This window comes from Chthoniobacterales bacterium (assembly GCA_018883245.1).
Lineage (GTDB): Bacteria > Verrucomicrobiota > Verrucomicrobiia > Chthoniobacterales > JACTMZ01 > JACTMZ01.
In genome coordinates this window covers 1-18,512 of the sequence record VEQL01000044.1, presented here as the reverse complement: position 1 = coordinate 18,512, position 18,512 = coordinate 1, and the positions used below count along the sequence as shown (strand labels likewise).

Below are 18,512 nucleotides of genomic sequence, written 5' to 3'. Positions count from 1 at the left end.
TTGTAGCCGGGGCCATAGCCGCCGCCCTCCCAAGTCACAGACCAATTACCAGAAGTATATTCAACGCCATCTAAAACGTAAGTGCCATCCGGAAACAACTCGGCGCTCGTCGTAGAACCGTCGCCCCTTTCAATGAAAAGCGACAGAACCCCATTTTCAAAAGCGCAGAAAGCATTAGACCCGTTCTGACCGGTGAACTGATCCATGTAAAAATTCCCGGTGCTGTGACTCGAAGAATACTCGTATGTGCCGTTAAACTCCCCGAAATTCTCTACCGTTATGAACGGAGGATAATCATTCTGATGGAAAGGCGAAACGGCAAAGCAAGGCGCGGCCCCCAGAAGAAAGCAACCCATCAAAAACTGGAGGCCGCGCCGCTTCATTACTTGGACGACGCAGGCGAAATGTCCGCGGCATCAAGCCACAGCGCATCACGCGGGACCAAGTTCACAACGACGTTAGCGTTGTGCGGATACTTCGAAGCAATCGCTTGCGCTTCGCTTTCCGACGACAGTCCGCTAATCACGAACTTGCTCGGGATGTTGTCGCCCGTGTGCGCGTAGAGATCGACCGAATATTTGATCGAGCCCTTTTCTTCGCCGGAGCGAAGAACGCGAGACGTCACAGTTGCCGCGAGTATTTTCAACGGGATATGCATGGTGTTTTTTCCTTTCCTGCGGGTTTAGAAGGCGTAGCCCGGATTGAGCCTGCGCCATTCGGCCAGCGCAGCAGGGGGCGCCAGTCCGAAAAGGGTCCGTGAGTCAACTATGTTGCGGTCAAGAATGATGCCCATCGTTTCGAGGACAGAACAAAGGCTCGCCCGCAGACGGGTTGAAGTGGTCTCGATGGAGCAATCGACATAACGGCGCCACCAGCGCACCACACAGCGCAGATGCCCCGCAGCAGTGAGCAGCCGCACACCCTTGCATGACTTGTCCCGCTTGCGCATGTCCCGGGTCACATAGCGGCAGACATAACGAACCACGTTTTGACGCTTTTCGCGGGATACCAACTGCAAATCAATGCGCCCAAGACCCGCAAGCGAAGCTTGATGCCAAGCCACAGAAGCCGGGATATAGCGGTCAAACAAGGCGTGAACGTGCCAACCATGCCCCCCGGGATGCTTCTGAAGGACACGAACGACTCGCAGGCCGGGGAAAATACGCCGCAACTCATGGACGAAATAGGACCACCGGGAAGAAATGGTCTTAGGGTCCGGGTCAGACTCAGGAATGGTGGCGGTCACGAAATTCAGCCGATTCCAGTTTTTAATCGACCACGCAATGCGCTCGCCTTGCTCTGAAGCGGTAAGTTTCATTCCTTTTTGTTCCTATTAGAGGACAAGGTAACGGCCCCGGGGACCGCGGCGCCGCTGAAGCGGCGCTCGCGGTCCACCGGGACCACGCAACCGGACTCCCCTCCATGGTCCATTGCGCAAAGGTGATCCCGATCGAGGAAGACGGAAGGATTCCGGGGGCAATCCATCAGCAGGACGTCGCCAATAGCCGCAGAAGCCGCGCATTCGGCTTGCATGGCTGCATCTAAGTCATCAAACGCCGCAAAGGGCATTCCGCGCACCAGAAGGACCGTCATCGGAGCAGCCTCCGGGCTTTGTGAAGTTCATAGAGGCAAACGCCGAGTTGTCGCCGCAAATCGTCCCCCAAGCACACAAAGGAGCGGCACCGGCTAAGGTCACGAATCGCCAGATCGAGGTCCCCGCGCAACACATGACCGGCGATTTCATCGCCCGTCATGGAGCCGCTTTTGTGCAAAATTTTCGCCGCATAAGAGGCAGAGCTCCCACCGTTGCAAAAGCTACCCCCGGCCTCGTCCGTTAAACGGCAAACGGATAGACCGTGGTCCGCTTGTGCTTCCGGTCGGAGCTTGGCAGGAGACGCGCCAGCCAAAGAACGACTTTTGTCTGTCACGCCTCCTGCTGCACCCGCACGAGGTCCGCCATTGCTGGCGGAAATTGTTGAGGCCGTATTGTCCGAGCCCCGAGAGAGAGTAGGGGGCTCGGTCAAAACGTCCTCTATTGTGTCGTTCGCTCGTTTCATCACTAATTATTGATGTCGCGAAAGCCGCCGTATTTCTCCGCGCGGTCGTTTTCCCAATCATTCATGTCATTCGTTCGATGATCGTCCTCATCAAACCCGGACGAGATCGCGCTAAGTCCCTGCGCCCACTTGAGCCCAACCTTGACGACCAAGACCGCAGCAACCAGACCAAGCGCCGCGACCGAATAACTGGCAAGATCGGTGAGAACGTCGTAAATGGCTTGTTCTCCCGTCATGCGGCCCTCCGCTGATCCATTTCCCGCTTGACCTCATCACAAGCCCATTCAAGGGCCGCCTTTTCACAAGTCATATCCGCCCACGCTTGCGACGCTTCCGGCCCGCTGGCGTGGACGTGCCAAGGCGCGTCGGCACCTACGAGAACCCAGTGATTACCGTCCTTCCATTCGAGGCGAACAATGCACCGCGTGACACTTTGAGTCCGGAAATAAAGCCCCACAAGGCGAGGCTCGCCGCGAACTAAAAGACGGCAAAAACAAGGGAGAATCGCACCGTTCCAGACGCGCCACTCGTCACACGCTGGCGCCCGACGCTTCGCAAACAGGTCGTTCTGCATGCGGCCAGACTGCCACTATACATGACATATATTGTAGAGTCTTATGGGTGGTGCACTTTCGGCGGAGCGACATCCAGCGGTTTCGACTGTTCGGGCGGTCCTTGCAGGATAACCAAGGCCGTGGCGACGGAATGCGCACAGATCTTTCCGTCCATCCACGACTCACCGCATGAGCAGAGATTTTCCAGAACGCTCCCGAGACGCAGTCCGGTCGCATATGTTCGGCTGCCGGATCGCACTGCGCCTTTGATCAGATCATGCTCCCGGATTGCTCGCAGCACGCGCCCTTGATCGCGGATTTTGCGCGCTTCGTGGACCACGGGCCATCCGGCTGCGGCCGCCAACGCCTTTTCGGAAAGATCGCTCATCACGGGAAGTTTTAACACAAAGCGCCGACCACGCCGCAAAATCTTGGAACGCGCGTGCCGTCCGCCTAGACTTTCCGGTTCAAGTGCCCAACCGCATCGACCTCCAATTCGCCGATCTGCGCGCCCGGCGCCGCTGCGGGCTCATGGCCTACATTACCGCCGGCGACCCCGATCTTGCCGCCACCGAGGACTTGGTGCCCGCGCTGGCGGACGCCGGTGTCGATTTTGTCGAGCTGGGCGTCCCGTTTTCCGATCCGCTGGCCGACGGCGTGGTCAACCAGCTTGCGGCCCAGCGCGCCCTCGCTTCCGGGACAACTTTGGAAAAAGTTCTGGCCTGCGTCCATCGCATCCGTCAGCGCACGGAGGTTCCGCTCGTCCTCTACACATATCTCAACCCCGTTTACATTCACGGCTTCGAAAAATTCCACGAAGAAGCCGCAGCTGCAGGCGTGGATGGCGTCCTGATACTCGATCTGCCCCCCGACGAGATTGCCGCCAATCGCGAGCTGGCCGACCGCCACCAGCTCAAATCCATCCGTCTCGTCGCTCCGACAACGCCGCCCGCCCGCGTGGAATATATCGCCCGATCCGCCGACGGCTTCATCTACTACGTGTCGCGCGAAGGCGTCACCGGCGAGCAATCCAGCCTGTCCGATTCCATCGCAGCACAGGTTGCGGAAATCAAAAAACACACGGAACTGCCGATTGCCGTCGGCTTTGGCATTTCCACACCAGAGCAAGCGGCCACAGTGGCCCGCCAGGCGGACGCCGTGGTTGTCGGAAGCGCGATCGTCAGGCGCATGGCGGATCACGGCCGTTCCGCAGACTTTGTCGAACGCGTGACAGAATTCGTGCGTCCCCTCGCCGACGCCGTCCACAACGCGGCGCGCCCGTGAAGTTTGTGATCCGCGAGAAAGCGCCGATCATGCGGAAACTCTCGATCCTGCAGCGCGCTTGCCTTTGTCGCACGGAACGTATTGAAAAGCCTTTTGCCAGCCCGCGATGATCTACGAATTTTCTCTCCGCACCGTCGGGCTGGCAGTTGGTCTCGGCCTGATTGTTTCCCATTTGTGGGCGCTGGCCGCTCAGGATTACCTCACGCGTTGGCTGCGCGATTTCCCCCGATCGAAGTCCGCGGGCATCATCCTCAGCACCCTGGCCGCGATTTGGGCTTTTTGGCTGGCTGCGACCATGGACCTCGGCGAGTTCACGCCCAGCCGCACCCTCATCTGCGGCGTGGTCATCGCCGGCGCGGTGATGGTCCCTCTCTTCGCCGAAGAATTCTTGGCTGTCCGTGCGCTGGGCATTCTGGCCCTCCTTGCAACCGAACCTCTGCTCGGCTCCGCATTTCTCCGCCCGGAACAGAGCCGCCTGCTGCTCGTGGTTCTCGCTTACGTGTGGGCGGTCGCCGGACTCGTGTTTGTCGCTGCACCCTATGTCCTCAGGGACATGATCGCCTTCATCACGCAGAGGCCCCTTGTTTACCGGTTGGCTGCCTTGGCCGGTGTGTCCTACGGCTTGCTGCTCGTCGCCGCATCCTTCCTTTTCTTCCGCCCCTGACGCGCGCAGAATTCACCACGCATGATCCAGATTGTCTTCACCGACATGAGTGCCGCGGAAATGGCCGCCTTGCCGAAGTTGCTGCAGTTGGAAATTCTCGGTGAATTCCAGGTTCTTCCGGACGATCTTGAAAATCTCGATCCCAAGCGGTTCGGCAAAATGGCCCGCGATCACCGCACGGTTTACCGTTACCGCGCGGGCGACTACCGCATCTACTTCGAGGCGCAGGATGGCGGCGTGCTTGTGCGCCGTGTGCTGAGCAAAAACACCATCCGGGATTTCTTGTTCCGCGCCAATCTCCCCATGGCCGAGGACGACGAACTCGCCGGTAGCCGCGATTTCTGGCAACTGATCGACGAGTCGAAAAAGTCGGCCTGAATTCGTCTCCCCGCCGTCCCCCCACCCGATCCACCGATGAACAATCAACATAAACTTACCAATCCCTTTTATGCGCTTCTGAGTCTGCCGGCGACGGCCATGGGTTTCGCGCTTTGCGTGCAGATCAACGCGCTGAGTTGGATACTCAGCACGAAATACAACCTGTCCATCGAGCATGTTGGCTACGTCTGGCTGGCCGGTCCCCTCGCCGGTCTGCTTGCGCAACCAATCGTCGGCCTCATCAGTGACAATGTCTGGTTCTGGGGCGGACGCCGCCGGCCATTCATCCTCATTGGCGGTGTCACCGCTTCGCTCATGTTGCTGGCACTTCCGCTCCTCGGTGAAATCAGCCGCTGGACGGGCATTCAGATCCTTTGGACCGCGGTGATCGTCGCCCTCACCCTCGACCTTGCCATCAATGTCGGCTTCAACCCCACCCGATCGATCATCGCCGACCTCACGCCGGAAGGCGAACCGCGCACCAAGGGATTCACTTGGATGCAAACCATTTCCGGCATGTTCGGCGTCTTGGCCTACGTGATCGGCGCTTTGTTCGGTAACTACGCGCTGATCTACGCGGGCGTGGCGCTCGTGTTTTTGTTCAATGTTGTGCCTCCCTTCCTGCTCAAGGAACCGCGCGAACTCGGCCGCGTGGCCGCGCACGATGCGCCCGAGAAGCCGGCGGGCCACCGCGGAAAAACCAACCTTCCCCGCCTTCTGCACATCTACGTGGCACACGCGTTCACATGGGTCGGTGTGCAAACAATGTTCGTCTTCATGTTCGCCTACGCGCACGGAGCTTTTTATCCGGGAGTTGCCAAACTTGACGAAGCGCAGGAGACCGGACTCGGGCAGATCATCTCGATATCCTTCCTTGTCATGAATGTCGTCGGCTTCATTCTTCCGGTGGCAGTGCTACAGCCCCTTGCCAAAAAGGTCGGCCTGGTCCGCACCCACACTATGAGCATTTTCGTCATGGCTGCCGGATACGCGGCCATCGCTTTTCTCGGCGCCGGCGGCGCACCTATTCTTTATGCGCTTATGGGTGTGGTCGGCATCGGCTGGGCAGCCGTGGTGAGCCTGCCTTTCGCCATCATGAGCGACAGTGTGGACAAAGCCCGCATGGGGCTCTTCATGGGGATATTCAATCTCTCGGTCGTCATCCCCCAGATCTTCGTCAGCCTCGGCATCGGAAAAATCGTCGCCAGCGCGGCAGACAAGAATATTGTTTTCATCATCAGCGCAGCAGCCCTTGGGGTGTCGGCCGTGCTCTGGGCGCTCCTGCGCGAGGACCGCGTGGAACCGGGCGAACTCGTGATGGGATCGGGTGGACATTGATTGACGAAAAACGGAACCGGGCAGCGCTTTTACGGGCCGTGAAGCCGGCTTCCTTGTGCACTTGAAGCCCATATCCGCGATGATTGTTCTCGAAGTTGAAGCATTGACGAAAAGCTACGCGCAGCGCCCGATCTTGCGCGACGTGTCTTTCAAGCTGGACCAATGTGAGCGAGTCGCACTGTTGGGGCCGTCGGGAAGCGGGAAGACGACGGTCCTGAACTGCGTCGGGGGCGTGGAACGTGCCGACGGAGGCAGCGTGACGATCGCCGGCCGCGTGCTCGCCAAGATGGGTGCGGACGAATTGGCTGCCCTGCGGCGCGAGCACATCGGGACGATTTTTCAATTTTACCATCTGCTGCCGACGCTGAGCGCCGCCGAAAACATCGAGCTGCCATTGCAGCTTCTCGGCGTAGCGACAAACGAGCGTGAGGCACGGGTGCGCGAGTTGTTGGATCGCGTGGGGATCGCGCACCGTGCCACCGCGCTTCCGGGACAGCTCTCCGGCGGCGAAATGCAGCGCGTTGCCATCGCGCGGGCGGTGGTGCACCGACCCACGTTGATTCTGGCTGACGAGCCCACGGGCAGCCTGGATTCGGCCACGGGTGCGCAGGTGCTGGAGCTGTTGGCGGAGGTTGTGGGTGAAACAAAAGCAGCGCTCCTGCTGGTGACGCACAGCACGGAGGCAGTGCGGTATTGCAAGCGTGTGCTGCGCATGCAGGACGGACAGATCGTTGACGGCGCATGAGCGCTGTCCTGCTCATCCTCCGGCGCTGCGCTTTGAGACACTGGCGACTGGCGCTGCGGCAGCAGGTGGCGCTCGTGCTCATTCTCGCGCTGGGATCGAGTGTTTATCTGGCCGTGCGGCTGGCAAGCAACGCGGCACTGTCGGGTTTCGAGACCTTCACCCAAGGCATCACTCGTCAACCGGACTGGACGGTGCAGTCCGTTGGCGGAGTCTTGCGTGAGGACGACGTGCGGAGGATGCGCGAAGTGCTGGGAGAACGTCCTGTGGACCTGCTTCCCGTGGTGGAAGAGACGGTAAGTCCCGCCTCCGATGACGGGAATGGCGAGATCGGATCGCGGCCGACTTGGCGCCTGCTGGGCGTTGATTTTTTCGCACTACTCAACCTGCAGGATGAAGCGCCGACTGGATTCGGCGGCAGCCTTCGGGAATTGCGCTCGGGCGTTTATGTGAGCCCCAAACTGGGTGCACAGGAGGGCGACGAGTTGCGTCTCATCGTGGATGATCGCGTGATAAAAGTTAAGGTGGCTGGTGTGGTGCCCGAGACACCGGGCGTGCCAGCTTTGCCGAAGCATCTCTTATTGATGGATCTTCCGGAAGCCCGGTCGCTTTTGATGCGCGACGACCAAGTGGATCGCGTGGAGGTTTTGGCCAAGGACAGCGACCTATTTCCGCATCTGCGCGCAGAGACGGGCAATCTGTTGAAATCATCCTGGCTGGTCACGGACGGCGCAAGCCGTCGGCATCTTGCGGGAACGATGACACAGGCGTTTCGACTGAATTTGACGATTCTCTCGCTTCTGGCGCTGCTGGTGGGCGGCTATCTTATCTTCCAGGCGCTCGATGGCGTGGTGCTGCGGCGACGCGAGGAAATCGGAATTCTCAAGTCCCTCGGCGTCACAGACGGGGCCATTCAGCTCGCGTTTCTCATCGAGGCGGGGCTGCTGGGGTTGTTGGGCGGCGCGCTGGGCACTCTTCTGGGTTGGATCGGCGCCCAAGGCGCGGTGGGAGGTGTGACTCGGACCATGAACGCGCTGTATGGTGCGACGAGCGAGCAACGGGCGGCTTTGGGTGCGGAAGAAGCGCTGGTGGCAATTTCGATAGCGATATCGGCAAGCCTTGCCGCCGCGTGGTGGCCCTCACGGATGGCAGCCCGCACACCACCGGCGCAAATGCTGGGACACCATGCCGTCCTTTTCGAAGGCGGCGCCGTCTGGCGCGCAGAGTGGGTCGGCTGGACGATGATGTTGGCGGCGGTTTTGCTCGCGCAGCTGCCGGCTTTGCGTTTTGCGAGCGGCACGAGACTGCCGCTGGCGGGCTATGCGTCTGCCCTGCTCTGGTTGATCGGCTCCGGTCTGGCAGCAGGCTCGGTGCTGCGCTTTCTGGGGCAGGCCAAGATGCCTTCAGCCCCGTGGCGAATTGCGCTTTCTTACATCCGGCGGCCGACCGTGCGGCATCGCTTTGCGGTCGCGGCTCTAACAAGCGCGGCGGCCATGACGACTGGCATGACGGTAATGGTCGGAAGCTTTGACCATACGATGCGCGACTGGATCGACCGCACAATGCGGGCGGACATTTACATCAGCAGCGCAGGCGCCCAGAGCGCATCATCAACGCATTCCATCTCGCCGACAACCGTAGCTGAACTTGCCCGCGATCCCGAAGTTGCGGAGCTGGCAATTGTGCAGGCGAAAACGTTGCCGTGGAACGGAAGCGAGGTGGTCATTCTCGGAACGGACCCTCTGTTTGCGCACAGGCACGGTTTGCTCGCTTGGGTCCAGCCTCCCGCGCGTGACGAGTGGTGGCGGAAAAACAACGGCATCGCGCCGGCGATTGTGAGCGAGAGCTGGAGCGAGCGTTTCGGAACAAAGGCGGGTGATGTTATCGAGTTGGCGGGACGCAAGGCACAGGTCGGGGCCATAAATGCGGAATACGGAAATGAACGCGGATCATTGACACTGCCGCAGGAAGTTTTTCGCGAGTGGTTCAATACCGATGAAGCTTGGCGCTTGGCGCTCATGCTGAAGACGGGCGCGGACGCGGAGACAGTGCGCGCACGGATTCAAGAGCGGCAGCCGGGCCTGAGTATTTTCACCAACGCCCACCTTCGCAGCGAGGCACTGCGGATTTTTCGGCAGACGTTTGCAGTGACACACGCGCTGGAGGTGATCGGCGTGATCGTGGCTGTGGCCGGGCTCGGCCTGACATTGGCCAGCCTGCTGCTCGAAAGACGCGCGGTGCTGGCGACACTGCGATCGCTGGGTATGAGGCAAGGCGAGATTGCCCGATCAGCGGCATTGGAAGGCCTCGTGGTCGCCGGCGCCGGCACGTTCACGGGCATTGCGGCCGGTTTGTGGCTTGGTTGGCTTCTGGTGCATCGGATCAACAAGCAATGCTTCGGATGGACACTGCAGTTTCACACAATGTGGTGGAATCTCGCGCTGTTGGGAGTCGCGGTGATCGCTGCCGGCACGCTGGTGGCCGCTGCCGTTGGTCGCTGGGCAGCCATGCTGCCGCCAGAACACACAGAGGAATGACATGAAACGCCGGCTTTTGCTCTTCCTCATGATGACGACTGTGCTCCAGGGGCAAACAACGCCAGACGGATTTGCCATCCCCCAAAAAGGCCGGGCTTTTGTTTTTCCACGCGATCACGGAAGCCATCCCGAGTTCCGCACCGAATGGTGGTATGTCACGGGTCATCTGGACGGAAAGGACGGCCGCCGTTACGGCTTTCAAGTGACGTTTTTTCGTCAGGCGCAGCGGGAGTATGACAAGACAAAGCATCTGCACCTCGCGCATACGGCGTTGCTGGATGCGCGAACTGGTCGCTTTGTGCATGAGGAACGGTTGAACCGCGAGGGCTGGGACGCGGCATCTTCGGAGCTCACCTTGTCGGTGCGGAACGGAAATTGGTCGCTGGAATTGGACGAGGAGACGGACAAGATTAAGATCGCGGCGACGGTTCAAGACAACGTTCTGTTGCGACTGGAAATGGAGCCGGAAAAATCGCTGGTGGTATTTGGAAAGGACGGCGTATCGCGCAAGGGCGCGTCCGAGTCCGCGGCAAGTCATTACCTGACTTGGACCCGCTTGAAAACGAACGGCACGGTCAAGCCGGGCGCAGAAGAACATGCAGTGACCGGTGAAGCATGGATGGACCACGAGTTCAGCAGCAGCCAGCTTGAGGACGGCCAGGTGGGTTGGGACTGGGCGTCTCTTCAACTCAACGACGGCCGCGAGGTGATGGCCTACCGCATGCGGCGTAAAGATGGCACGACGGACCCGGCCTGCACGCTCGCGGTCATCGAGCGGGATGGAAAAGTGCGACACTTGCCAAGTGACGCGTTCCAAATGGAGCCGCTCGGAACTTGGAAAAGTCCACGCAATGACGCCGCGTATCCGATCCGAATTCGGATCCGATTCGAGGACGAATCGTTCGAACTGAAGCCGCTTGCGGAGGACCAGGAACATCACGGCAGTATCACACGGCTGCCGTATTGGGAGGGCGCGTGCGATGTGATTGACTCGCGCGGTCAAGTCGCAGGTCGCGCGTTTCTCGAACTGGCTGGCTACGCAGGCGATTTGACGGACCATCTCACAGCCGACGACAAATGAGCCGTTCATCTCTTTGTGCAGACCGACGCGCAGTGCCACAGTGCACTTCAAACGATTTGACCGTTGGCGGCATGCCCGCTAGGATTCTTCTTTCATCTCAGCAGCCATAGCTCAATTGGATAGAGCATCTGACTACGGATCAGAAGGTTTGAGGTTCGAGTCCTCATGGCTGCGCTTTCTCCCTCAACTACTTGCAACAACTTCTAGGCACTGAATAGGCACCTCAGTGCCCATGAGTGAGGCTCTTTTATTCAACTGTTTAACGAGAGTCGGGCTTGAGGTAGGCTCTGGGCATGGTTCGACGCTCCGCCATGCAATTCTCCCTGGGTATCGACTTCGGGACCAACTCCGTCCGTGCGGTGATTGTGCGTTGCCGTGATGGTGCCGAGTTTGGTTCTGCGGTGTTTCCCTATCCGAGCGGACGCGAGGGTATTTTGACGGAAAAGTCCGACCACCGATTGGCCCGTCAGCACCCTGGTGATTATCTCGTCGGTCTAGCAAAGGTAGTGCGAGGTGCGTTACGCAAGGCTTCCCAGCGGAGCGATTTTGAAGGTGCGCAGGTTGTCGGCATTGGCATCGACACGACGGGATCAAGCCCCCTGCCGGTTGATAAGCAAAACCGTGCGCTGGCCATGCTGCCCAGGTGGCGTCGGAACCTGCATGCTCAATGCTGGTTGTGGAAAGACCATACCTCATGGCGCGAGGCAGCGCAGATCACCAAGTTGGCGGCCAAGCATCGTCCTCACTTCATTGCCAAGTGCGGGAACACGTATTCCTCCGAGTGGTTTTGGAGCAAAATTTGGCGTTGCCGCAAAGTCGCGCCCGATGTTTTCAAGGCGGCATATTCATGGGTGGAAATCGCCGATTGGATTCCTTCCGTTCTCGCTGGTGTGAACGATCCTCGTGAGATCAAGCGGGGTATATGTGCGGCCGGCCACAAAGCGATCTTCAGTGATGAGTGGGGGGGCTTGCCTGACAAAAAGTTCCTCTCCCGGCTGGACCCGGCACTTTCGGTGTTGCGCGACCGACTTTACAACAAAGCGTATGACGCCTCTCATCCGGCAGGCTTCCTTTGTGAAGCGTGGGCAAGGAGGCTGGGCTTGCCCGTCGGTATCCCCATCGCCATCGGCGAGTTCGATGTGCACTACGGGGCCATCGGCTGCGGGGTTCGAGAGGGCACTCTCGTCAAAGTGATCGGAACATCGACCTGCGACTGTGCCGTGGTTTCAGGGCGCAAGAAGATGGCTGACATCCCCGGTATTTGCGGGATCGTGCCCGGGGCCATTTTGCCGGGCTATTTCGGCGTCGAGGCCGGGCAGTCTGCGGTGGGTGATATTTTTAAATGGTGGGTCGAAGGGATTTGCGAAGGTGACGAGGCATTGCACTCGGCGCTCACGAAGGAGGCGTCCCGCCTCAAGCCCGGACAGAGCGGTCTGCTAGCCTTGGATTGGAACAACGGCAACCGCACGATCCTCGTGGATCCGCTGCTCAGCGGATTGCTTGTTGGGCAGACCTTGCACTCGACAAGAGCGGAGATTTACCGCGCATTGATCGAGGCCACCGCGTTTGGTGCTCGCGCCATCATCGAACGCCTCCGGGAACACGGTGTTCCGGTCGAGCGTGTCGTGTGTGCGGGCGGTATCGCGGAAAAAAATCCGCTGCTCATGCAGATTTACGCCGATGTCACGGGCTGCACTATTCGTGTGGCGGGTTCGAGTCAGGCATGTGCACTTGGCTCTGCGGTCGCGGCCTCCGTGGTCGCGGGGGTTTATCAGGATTACCCGACGGCGCAAAATGCGATGATTTCGCTCAAGCCGGTTGTTTACCGGCCGATCCCCGCGAACAGGCGCGTCTATGACAAATTATACCGTCTTTACCGGCTGCTGCATGACGCGTTCGGCGGGCTGGATCACACAGCAGACCTCGCGGTGGTTATGAAGGATCTTCTCAAAATCAAAGAAACGAAATTCTCATGAAAATCGGTAACCCCGTCATTTGGTTCGTCACCGGAAGCCAGCATCTCTACGGCGAAGCAGCGCTCAAGAAAGTCGCGGCGGATTCACAGAAGATGGTCGCTGCACTCAACGCGGGCGGACGTCTTCCGCTTGAGTTGGTCTGCAAGCCCGTGATGGTTTCTCCCGAGGCGATCCGTCAGCTTAGTCTTGAAGCAAACAGCGACCCTTCGTGCGCGGGCCTCGTCCTATGGATGCACACGTTCTCGCCCTCGAAAATGTGGATCGGCGGGCTGTCGGTATTGCGGCGGCCTTTCCTTCACCTGCACACGCAGTTCCATCGTGACTTGCCGTGGGGAACCATCGACATGGATTTCATGAACCTCCACCAAGCTGCGCACGGCGACCGCGAGGCCGGGTTCATCCATACCCGGATGCGTCTCGGGCGAAAGGTTGTCGCCGGATATTGGGACGATGCGAAGGTGCAGGAGCGCATGGCCTCATGGATGCGGGTGGCGCGAGGATGGCATGATTGGCAAGGAGCAAAATTTGTGCGCTTTGGCGACAACATGCGCCAAGTTGCGGTGACCGAAGGCGACAAAGTTGCGTCAGAAATGAAATTCGGCTTTTCCGTGAACGGGCACGGCGTGGGTGATTTGGTTGCTGTGATGCGCGAGATCGGCGACAAGCAGGTTGACCAACTTTGTGATGCATACGAGCAGATTTACAACGTGGTAGCGGAACTTCGAAAGGGCGGCGCACGCCATGAAGCATTGCGCGACGGCGCGCGTATCGAGTTGGCGCTGCGGGCGTTTTTGGAGCAGGGAAATTTCAAGGGTTTCACCACAACTTTCGAAGATTTGCACGGCCTGCCGCAGTTGCCCGGCCTTGCTGTGCAGCGGTTGATGGCCGATGGCTATGGTTTCGGCGCAGAGGGTGATTGGAAAACCTGCGCTTTGCTGCGTGTGGCGAAGGTCATGGCACAGGGTGCCAAGGGAGGAACGTCGTTCATGGAGGATTACACCTACCACCTCGCCCCGGATGGCCAGCTCGTTCTTGGATCGCACATGCTTGAGATTTGTCCCTCCATTGCGGCGGACAAGCCGACGCTGGAGATTCATTCCTTAGGGATCGGCGGCAAGGGCGATCCGGTGCGTTTGGTGTTCAACGCATCCGCGGGGCCCGCGATCAATGCATCATTGATCCACCTAGGCAACCGTTTCCGCCTGCTTGTCAATGAAGTGGACGTCATCAAGCCGCCGCAGGATGTCCCGAACTTGCCCGTGGCGCGAGCCGTGTGGAAGTGCCGTCCGGATTTCCAGACTGCGTGCGAGGCATGGATCTATGCCGGGGGTGCCCACCATACGGTCTTCAGCCACGTGGTGACCACGGACATGATCCGAGACTTCGCCGCCATCGCCGGCGTCGAGATTATCGCGATCGACAAAGATACGCAGGTGGATACCTTCCGAGATTCCCTGAGCTGGAACGAGGCTTATTATCATTTGGCAAGCGGAATGATCGCCTGACGCGCATGGGAAAATTCACCGAAATCCGCGAAGAATGTTGCGAGGCCAACCGCGCCTTGGGGGCAAGTGGTTTGGTTGACCTGACTTTTGGCAACGTGAGTGTGCTGGATCGCGAAGCAGGAATATTTGCCATCAAGCCGAGCGGCGTGGACTACGCGTCACTGACGCCGGACAGTATGGCGCTTGTGGACCTCGAAGGGAAAACCGTCGCAGGCAAGTTAAGCCCGTCTTCCGACACGCCAACGCACACGAGGCTTTTTCAGGCATTTGATGCAATCCGTTCCGTTGCCCACACGCATTCGCGCTACGCGGTGAGTTTTGCTCAAGCCGGGAGGGAGATCCCGCTATTGGGCACGACGCATGCCGACTATTTTCGTGGACCGGTTCCCGTGACGCGTGGACTCATGACCGAGGAAATCAACGGCGACTACGAACTCGAGACGGGCAATGTGATCGTGGCCCGCTTTGTCGGTATGGATCCGCTTTCTGTTCCCGCCGTGCTTGTGCGGAACCACGGTCCTTTTGCATGGGGAACATCCGGTGCGAAGGCGATCGAAACCGCGCAGGCCTTGGAAATCATCGCGCAGATAGCATGGCAAACGCTGTGCCTCCATCCGTCCGCCGAGTCGGCGCCCGATGTGTTGCGCGACAAACACTTCTTTCGCAAGCACGGCAGCAGTGCCTACTACGGCCAGCGAAAGTCGGCGCACGAATGAATGTCCGTTCGTGGGCAGTAACCCCCTCAAGGGAAGATCAAGAAAAGAAGCGTTGCCCGTGCGGCTTCGCGTTTAGCGCCAGCCGATGCTTGCATGACCGACGGAGTTGTTAGGATCGCTGTTTGGTTGGCAGGTGCCCATTGGCAGTATGATTCGAGACCACGAGGTGGCGGGGCCGAATTCCAGTTCGCAACCAAAGAGGGTTCCCGCGATCTCGGGGCCGAGGTTCAGCAGATACACCGGCGCGCTGTCAGCCAGCCAGTCCGTGGTGGCCAGGTCGGCGAACCCGGCACCCACGGCCCGCGGCGCGTCCATTCATTCGGCCCGCGGATTCGCAGCTTGCGGCGGGCATGGCTGCGGACGGGATGGCTCGATGTAGAGGCGCACAGGCGGACGGTCGATCATTTCCCCATGCCACCATGCATCGAAGCGCGCGAGAGAAGCTTCAAGGTCAAAGGCATTTGTGTTCATGAGTGATGTTTTACGGTTGAAGCTTCTTCTTGAGCCAGACCACGCATGCGCTGACATCTCCTGCGGGAATCCATGTGAGGCAATCACCCTGAAGTGATGGAGGCTGGGCTGACGCGTGCAATGCATCCGCGATTTCCCATTCTCCGGCTTGTTCCAGCGGAACTTCGATGACTGCTGGAAACGGGCCGGAAAACACATGACACACCGCCAGCATGGCGCTGCCGTCATCGGAACTCCGCACCACGGCCTGCCAACCGGCGGGATGCCTGAAGCTCGGGCCAATCTGCCCGTGGCGTTTGGAGGTGCCGCGCCGCAAGATCGGAGCCACGTTCTGATAGAGGCTCAGTGCATGGGTGAGGATGTCGCGTTGATTGCCTTGGAGTTCGTGCGCCTGACCGCTCAGGCACATGCGGCCGAGGAATGTCGAGGCCAGCGAATAGACGAGTCGCTGCAGTGTGTCGCTGCTGCGAAGAACCGCCCAAACCTGGTATTTCCGTGGCGGAATCAAGCGCACGCCATTGGCTGCGATGATCGGGATTTCCAAGGTTTCATGGGCATCGGAGAAAGAACCCATCGTCCCGATTCCGAGCAACAAGGGCTCCAGACGATGGCCCCCGGAGGCGCAGATCTCGATGACCAGTTCCGGAAGCTCCTCTTTGATTTTCCGGAAAAAACGGACAACCCCCTCAAGGTGAGCGCGAAGTGCCTCACCGGAGGATTCGGCACCATCACAACCGACACCAATGGTGTCGTTGTAATCAACCTTCAGGTATCCGATCCCCGCTTCCCGGAGGAGACCGATGACTTTTTCTGATAGATAATCATGAACCCAGGGATCCCGGAAATCCCAGAACCTGCGGGTGCCCACTTCGATCGGCACGCCGTCGCGATGGAGCTGATGGGATGTTTCCTGCCAAGCTTTGGAAAGCCGGGTTGCGACTTCGAACTCAAACCAGATCCCTGGGATCATCCCGCGCTCCCTGACAGCATCCGCCGTCGCCCGGAGTCCGTCGGGAAAGGACTTCGGGTTCACCTCCCAATCGCCGTTTTCCAGGGTGACTCCCGCCGGGCGATCCGTCCAGCCGTCATCGATGACGAGGTAGCGGACCGGGGTGCCGCGGAAGCGGTCGGCCAGGGCAAGGATCGAATCATGGGTTGGCGCGCCCCAGCTCGTGCACCACTCGTTGCAGAGGACCGGCAGGCACTGCTGGGAAGCCTGCTCCTCTGTATATAGTGCTTGCAGGCGCTCGGCGGCTTCATCCACTCCGCCCTGCACCACCGTAAAAAACGCGGAGGGGGTCTCAAACGAATCACCTGGCGCAATTTCCTTCGCCCAGTGGCCGAATTCCCAGTCGGCCAGACCGCCCGACAGGCAGGCGCAGTCATTCCGCCGGTAAGCCTCCATCTGCCACGATCCCGGCCAAGCGATCTGGGCCGCCCATGTGACGCCCACCCCAGTGTCCTCCACCGCCGCAAACGGGAAAAACCCGCGCACGGGAAGCGAACCGACCTGGCCGAACCGCTCGCAGGAAACCGAATGTCCAGTCCACGAGGGTTCGAGCTGCAACTCTTCAAAGAGCCGGGAATCGAGCCGACCCTCCGCCGACCAGGCACTGCGGCACCGATGCAGACGCAGTTTGCCCGCTGCCTCATCGCTTTGAAACGGTGAAATCCCGCCCAGCGAGAAACTCGAGAGCATGGTCAAAACCATCGGCTTGTCCGTGCGGTTGTGAAACCGGGTCCGGCACTCGAACACCCCCGTGCCCTCGAGCCATGTGAGGATGTGTTCGCAGATGTATCCTGCGGGATGCTCTAGCGTGGTGATCAGGCAATTCCCCTCCGTGCGCTGCCCGGCAAATCTTAGCCCTTCGCTTGCGGGACTGTTCCGCATGGTGCGCCCCTGCGCGAAGCGGTCCGGCGCGGGCAGTCCCCTTACCCCGACCTGCACCATCGAATCAATCTCCCATGCCGGAAAGTCCGGCCAGTGCTTGGGCAGAAACGCAATCTCCGGGCCGTCCAAAAATTCCCTCCGCACAGCGACCTGCCCCGCCAGTGCTGCCGGGATGATCTCCAACCCGGTGCGCCCGCTTCCAGCATCGATGCGATACCTAAGCAGCGTGTCTCCGCAGTTGTGCTCGATGAGCCCCGCCTTCATGTCTTCTGGTTTTTTCATGTCTTTTGTTTCAGTCCTGTCCGCGGATTTTCGTGTTCCATGGCCCGATGCCGAGCAGACCCTTGAAATGAGCCGGTGCCTCATTCACCCGGTTGCCCGTGAGGGTCACGTCCTCACTGGCGGAGACGAAGTTTTTGTAGAATGCTTCGTGCAGGAGGGGTGTCAGCTCAGTTGGCACTGCAACATGGACATCAATCAGTAGGCCATGTGTCGCAGCGGCACGCATCTTGATCGGTCGCACCTCACCAGCACCTCCCCCGTATCGAATGGCGCCTCGCGCACAAGATCTGGCAGCCATCCCTCGGGAACCGGACGTCCGGGCTTGCTGCACAAGTTGGCCGCAACTTCCGGCGCATCATTTGGATGCCGCATCGCCAAGTGCCACTTTCGCCAGATAGATTTCTGTTTTACCGCCATGACGCGAGTAGTAGCTGATCCAAAGAACGCCCTCGTGGAGGACCACCCCTGGATAAGCCGTGTCCCCGCCACCGGATGGCAGACGCAGCGCTTCGGTGAGCGCTCCGGTTTTCGGATCGATCCAGACCAAGGCGGTGTATCCGGTCTGGTGCCCGCCGAAGGCTTCGTGCAGGCGGGTGACGGCAAGCAGCCGGCCATCCGGAAGCACGGTGATGAATTGTCCGCCGATGCGGCGGCCGAGCGGCTTCCAGTTCCATTCCGTGTAGGGCGGCGCGGCCGTTCCCACATAGCCTGTCGGGTTGGTTCGCGAGTCACGCTCCGCCGGGCTGTCCTGCCTCAGCAGGCAATAGGCTGTGCCGTCTTCCGCGAAGGCCAGATGTGACTCGCTCTGCAAGTCCTCGCTTGCCGGACCGATGTCGTTGGCCACCAATTCCCACTGTTGCCCATCGTGCGTGCGATACAGGGCGACTCTCTGCCGATGGATGCCCTCATAGGCCACGCTATAGCCCTGACCGCCGTGCCATGTGGTCTTCCAGCGCCAGGTCGGATTGTGCTGCTCATCGACAAACGGCCCGCGCCAGGTTTCCCCGTCTGCCGACAGCCACGTCGTGGATTGCGG

General features: G+C 59.8%; 16 protein-coding genes and 1 tRNA gene. 11 read left to right on the top strand and 6 right to left on the bottom strand.

Annotated features, from left to right (window positions below):
- Positions 1-382 precede the first annotated feature (382 nt).
- From FGM15_11910 to FGM15_11895, 4 genes are all read right to left on the bottom strand, one after another.
- Positions 383-658 carry a hypothetical protein gene (locus tag FGM15_11910; GenBank protein ID MBU3666563.1) on the bottom strand — a complete coding sequence of 92 codons (276 nt, stop codon included), beginning with the start codon at positions 656-658 and terminating at the stop codon, positions 383-385.
- 24 nt (positions 659-682) lie between these two features.
- Positions 683-1,318 carry a hypothetical protein gene (locus tag FGM15_11905; protein MBU3666562.1) on the bottom strand — a complete coding sequence of 212 codons (636 nt, stop codon included), beginning with the start codon at positions 1,316-1,318 and terminating at the stop codon, positions 683-685.
- 741 nt (positions 1,319-2,059) lie between these two features.
- Entirely contained in the window at positions 2,060-2,293 is a 234-nt protein-coding gene (locus FGM15_11900) for a hypothetical protein (GenBank protein MBU3666561.1), read from the bottom strand.
- Positions 2,294-2,672: 379 nt separating this feature from the next.
- Positions 2,673-2,999: a hypothetical protein gene (locus tag FGM15_11895; protein ID MBU3666560.1), complete on the bottom strand. Its 327-nt coding sequence runs from the start codon at positions 2,997-2,999 to the stop codon at positions 2,673-2,675.
- Between the two features lie 83 nt (positions 3,000-3,082).
- Between FGM15_11895 and FGM15_11890 the strand changes: the two genes are divergently transcribed.
- From FGM15_11890 to araD, 11 genes are all read left to right on the top strand, one after another.
- The gene (locus FGM15_11890) at positions 3,083-3,895 is read left to right on the top strand and encodes a tryptophan synthase subunit alpha (protein ID MBU3666559.1); all 813 of its coding nucleotides are present in this window, start codon (positions 3,083-3,085) and stop codon (positions 3,893-3,895) included.
- 106 nt (positions 3,896-4,001) lie between these two features.
- Positions 4,002-4,559: a hypothetical protein gene (locus FGM15_11885; GenBank protein MBU3666558.1), complete on the top strand. Its 558-nt coding sequence runs from the start codon at positions 4,002-4,004 to the stop codon at positions 4,557-4,559.
- Between the two features lie 21 nt (positions 4,560-4,580).
- Complete coding sequence (locus FGM15_11880; protein ID MBU3666557.1) at positions 4,581-4,937, top strand: hypothetical protein; 357 nt, start codon at positions 4,581-4,583, stop codon at positions 4,935-4,937.
- 99 nt (positions 4,938-5,036) lie between these two features.
- Positions 5,037-6,275: an SLC45 family MFS transporter gene (locus FGM15_11875; GenBank protein MBU3666556.1), complete on the top strand. Its 1,239-nt coding sequence runs from the start codon at positions 5,037-5,039 to the stop codon at positions 6,273-6,275.
- A gap of 70 nt (positions 6,276-6,345) precedes the next feature.
- Entirely contained in the window at positions 6,346-7,020 is a 675-nt protein-coding gene (locus tag FGM15_11870) for an ABC transporter ATP-binding protein (protein ID MBU3666555.1), read from the top strand.
- Positions 7,017-9,554, top strand: a complete 2,538-nt coding sequence (locus tag FGM15_11865) for an FtsX-like permease family protein (GenBank protein MBU3666554.1) — start codon at positions 7,017-7,019, stop codon at positions 9,552-9,554. The genes FGM15_11870 and FGM15_11865 overlap by 4 nt, the downstream gene beginning before the upstream one ends.
- A 1-nt stretch (position 9,555) precedes the next feature.
- Positions 9,556-10,635 (top strand): carotenoid 1,2-hydratase, encoded by a 1,080-nt coding sequence (locus FGM15_11860; protein MBU3666553.1) that lies wholly within the window; start codon positions 9,556-9,558, stop codon positions 10,633-10,635.
- Between the two features lie 100 nt (positions 10,636-10,735).
- Positions 10,736-10,809, top strand: a tRNA-Arg gene (locus FGM15_11855).
- 137 nt (positions 10,810-10,946) lie between these two features.
- Positions 10,947-12,611, top strand: coding sequence for a ribulokinase (locus FGM15_11850; GenBank protein ID MBU3666552.1), 1,665 nt, complete (start codon positions 10,947-10,949; stop codon positions 12,609-12,611).
- Positions 12,608-14,116, top strand: a complete 1,509-nt coding sequence (gene araA, locus FGM15_11845) for an L-arabinose isomerase (GenBank protein ID MBU3666551.1) — start codon at positions 12,608-12,610, stop codon at positions 14,114-14,116. Before FGM15_11850 ends, araA begins: the two co-directional genes overlap by 4 nt.
- A 5-nt stretch (positions 14,117-14,121) precedes the next feature.
- Positions 14,122-14,832: an L-ribulose-5-phosphate 4-epimerase AraD gene (araD, locus tag FGM15_11840; protein MBU3666550.1), complete on the top strand. Its 711-nt coding sequence runs from the start codon at positions 14,122-14,124 to the stop codon at positions 14,830-14,832.
- Positions 14,833-14,904: 72 nt separating this feature from the next.
- Here araD and FGM15_11835 read toward each other — a convergent pair whose 3' ends face one another.
- A complete protein-coding gene (locus FGM15_11835) occupies positions 14,905-15,147 on the bottom strand; it encodes a hypothetical protein (GenBank protein ID MBU3666549.1) in 243 nt (80 codons plus the stop codon).
- A gap of 166 nt (positions 15,148-15,313) precedes the next feature.
- Positions 15,314-17,560 (bottom strand): alpha-galactosidase, encoded by a 2,247-nt coding sequence (locus tag FGM15_11830; GenBank protein ID MBU3666548.1) that lies wholly within the window; start codon positions 17,558-17,560, stop codon positions 15,314-15,316.
- Positions 17,561-18,512 lie beyond the last annotated feature (952 nt).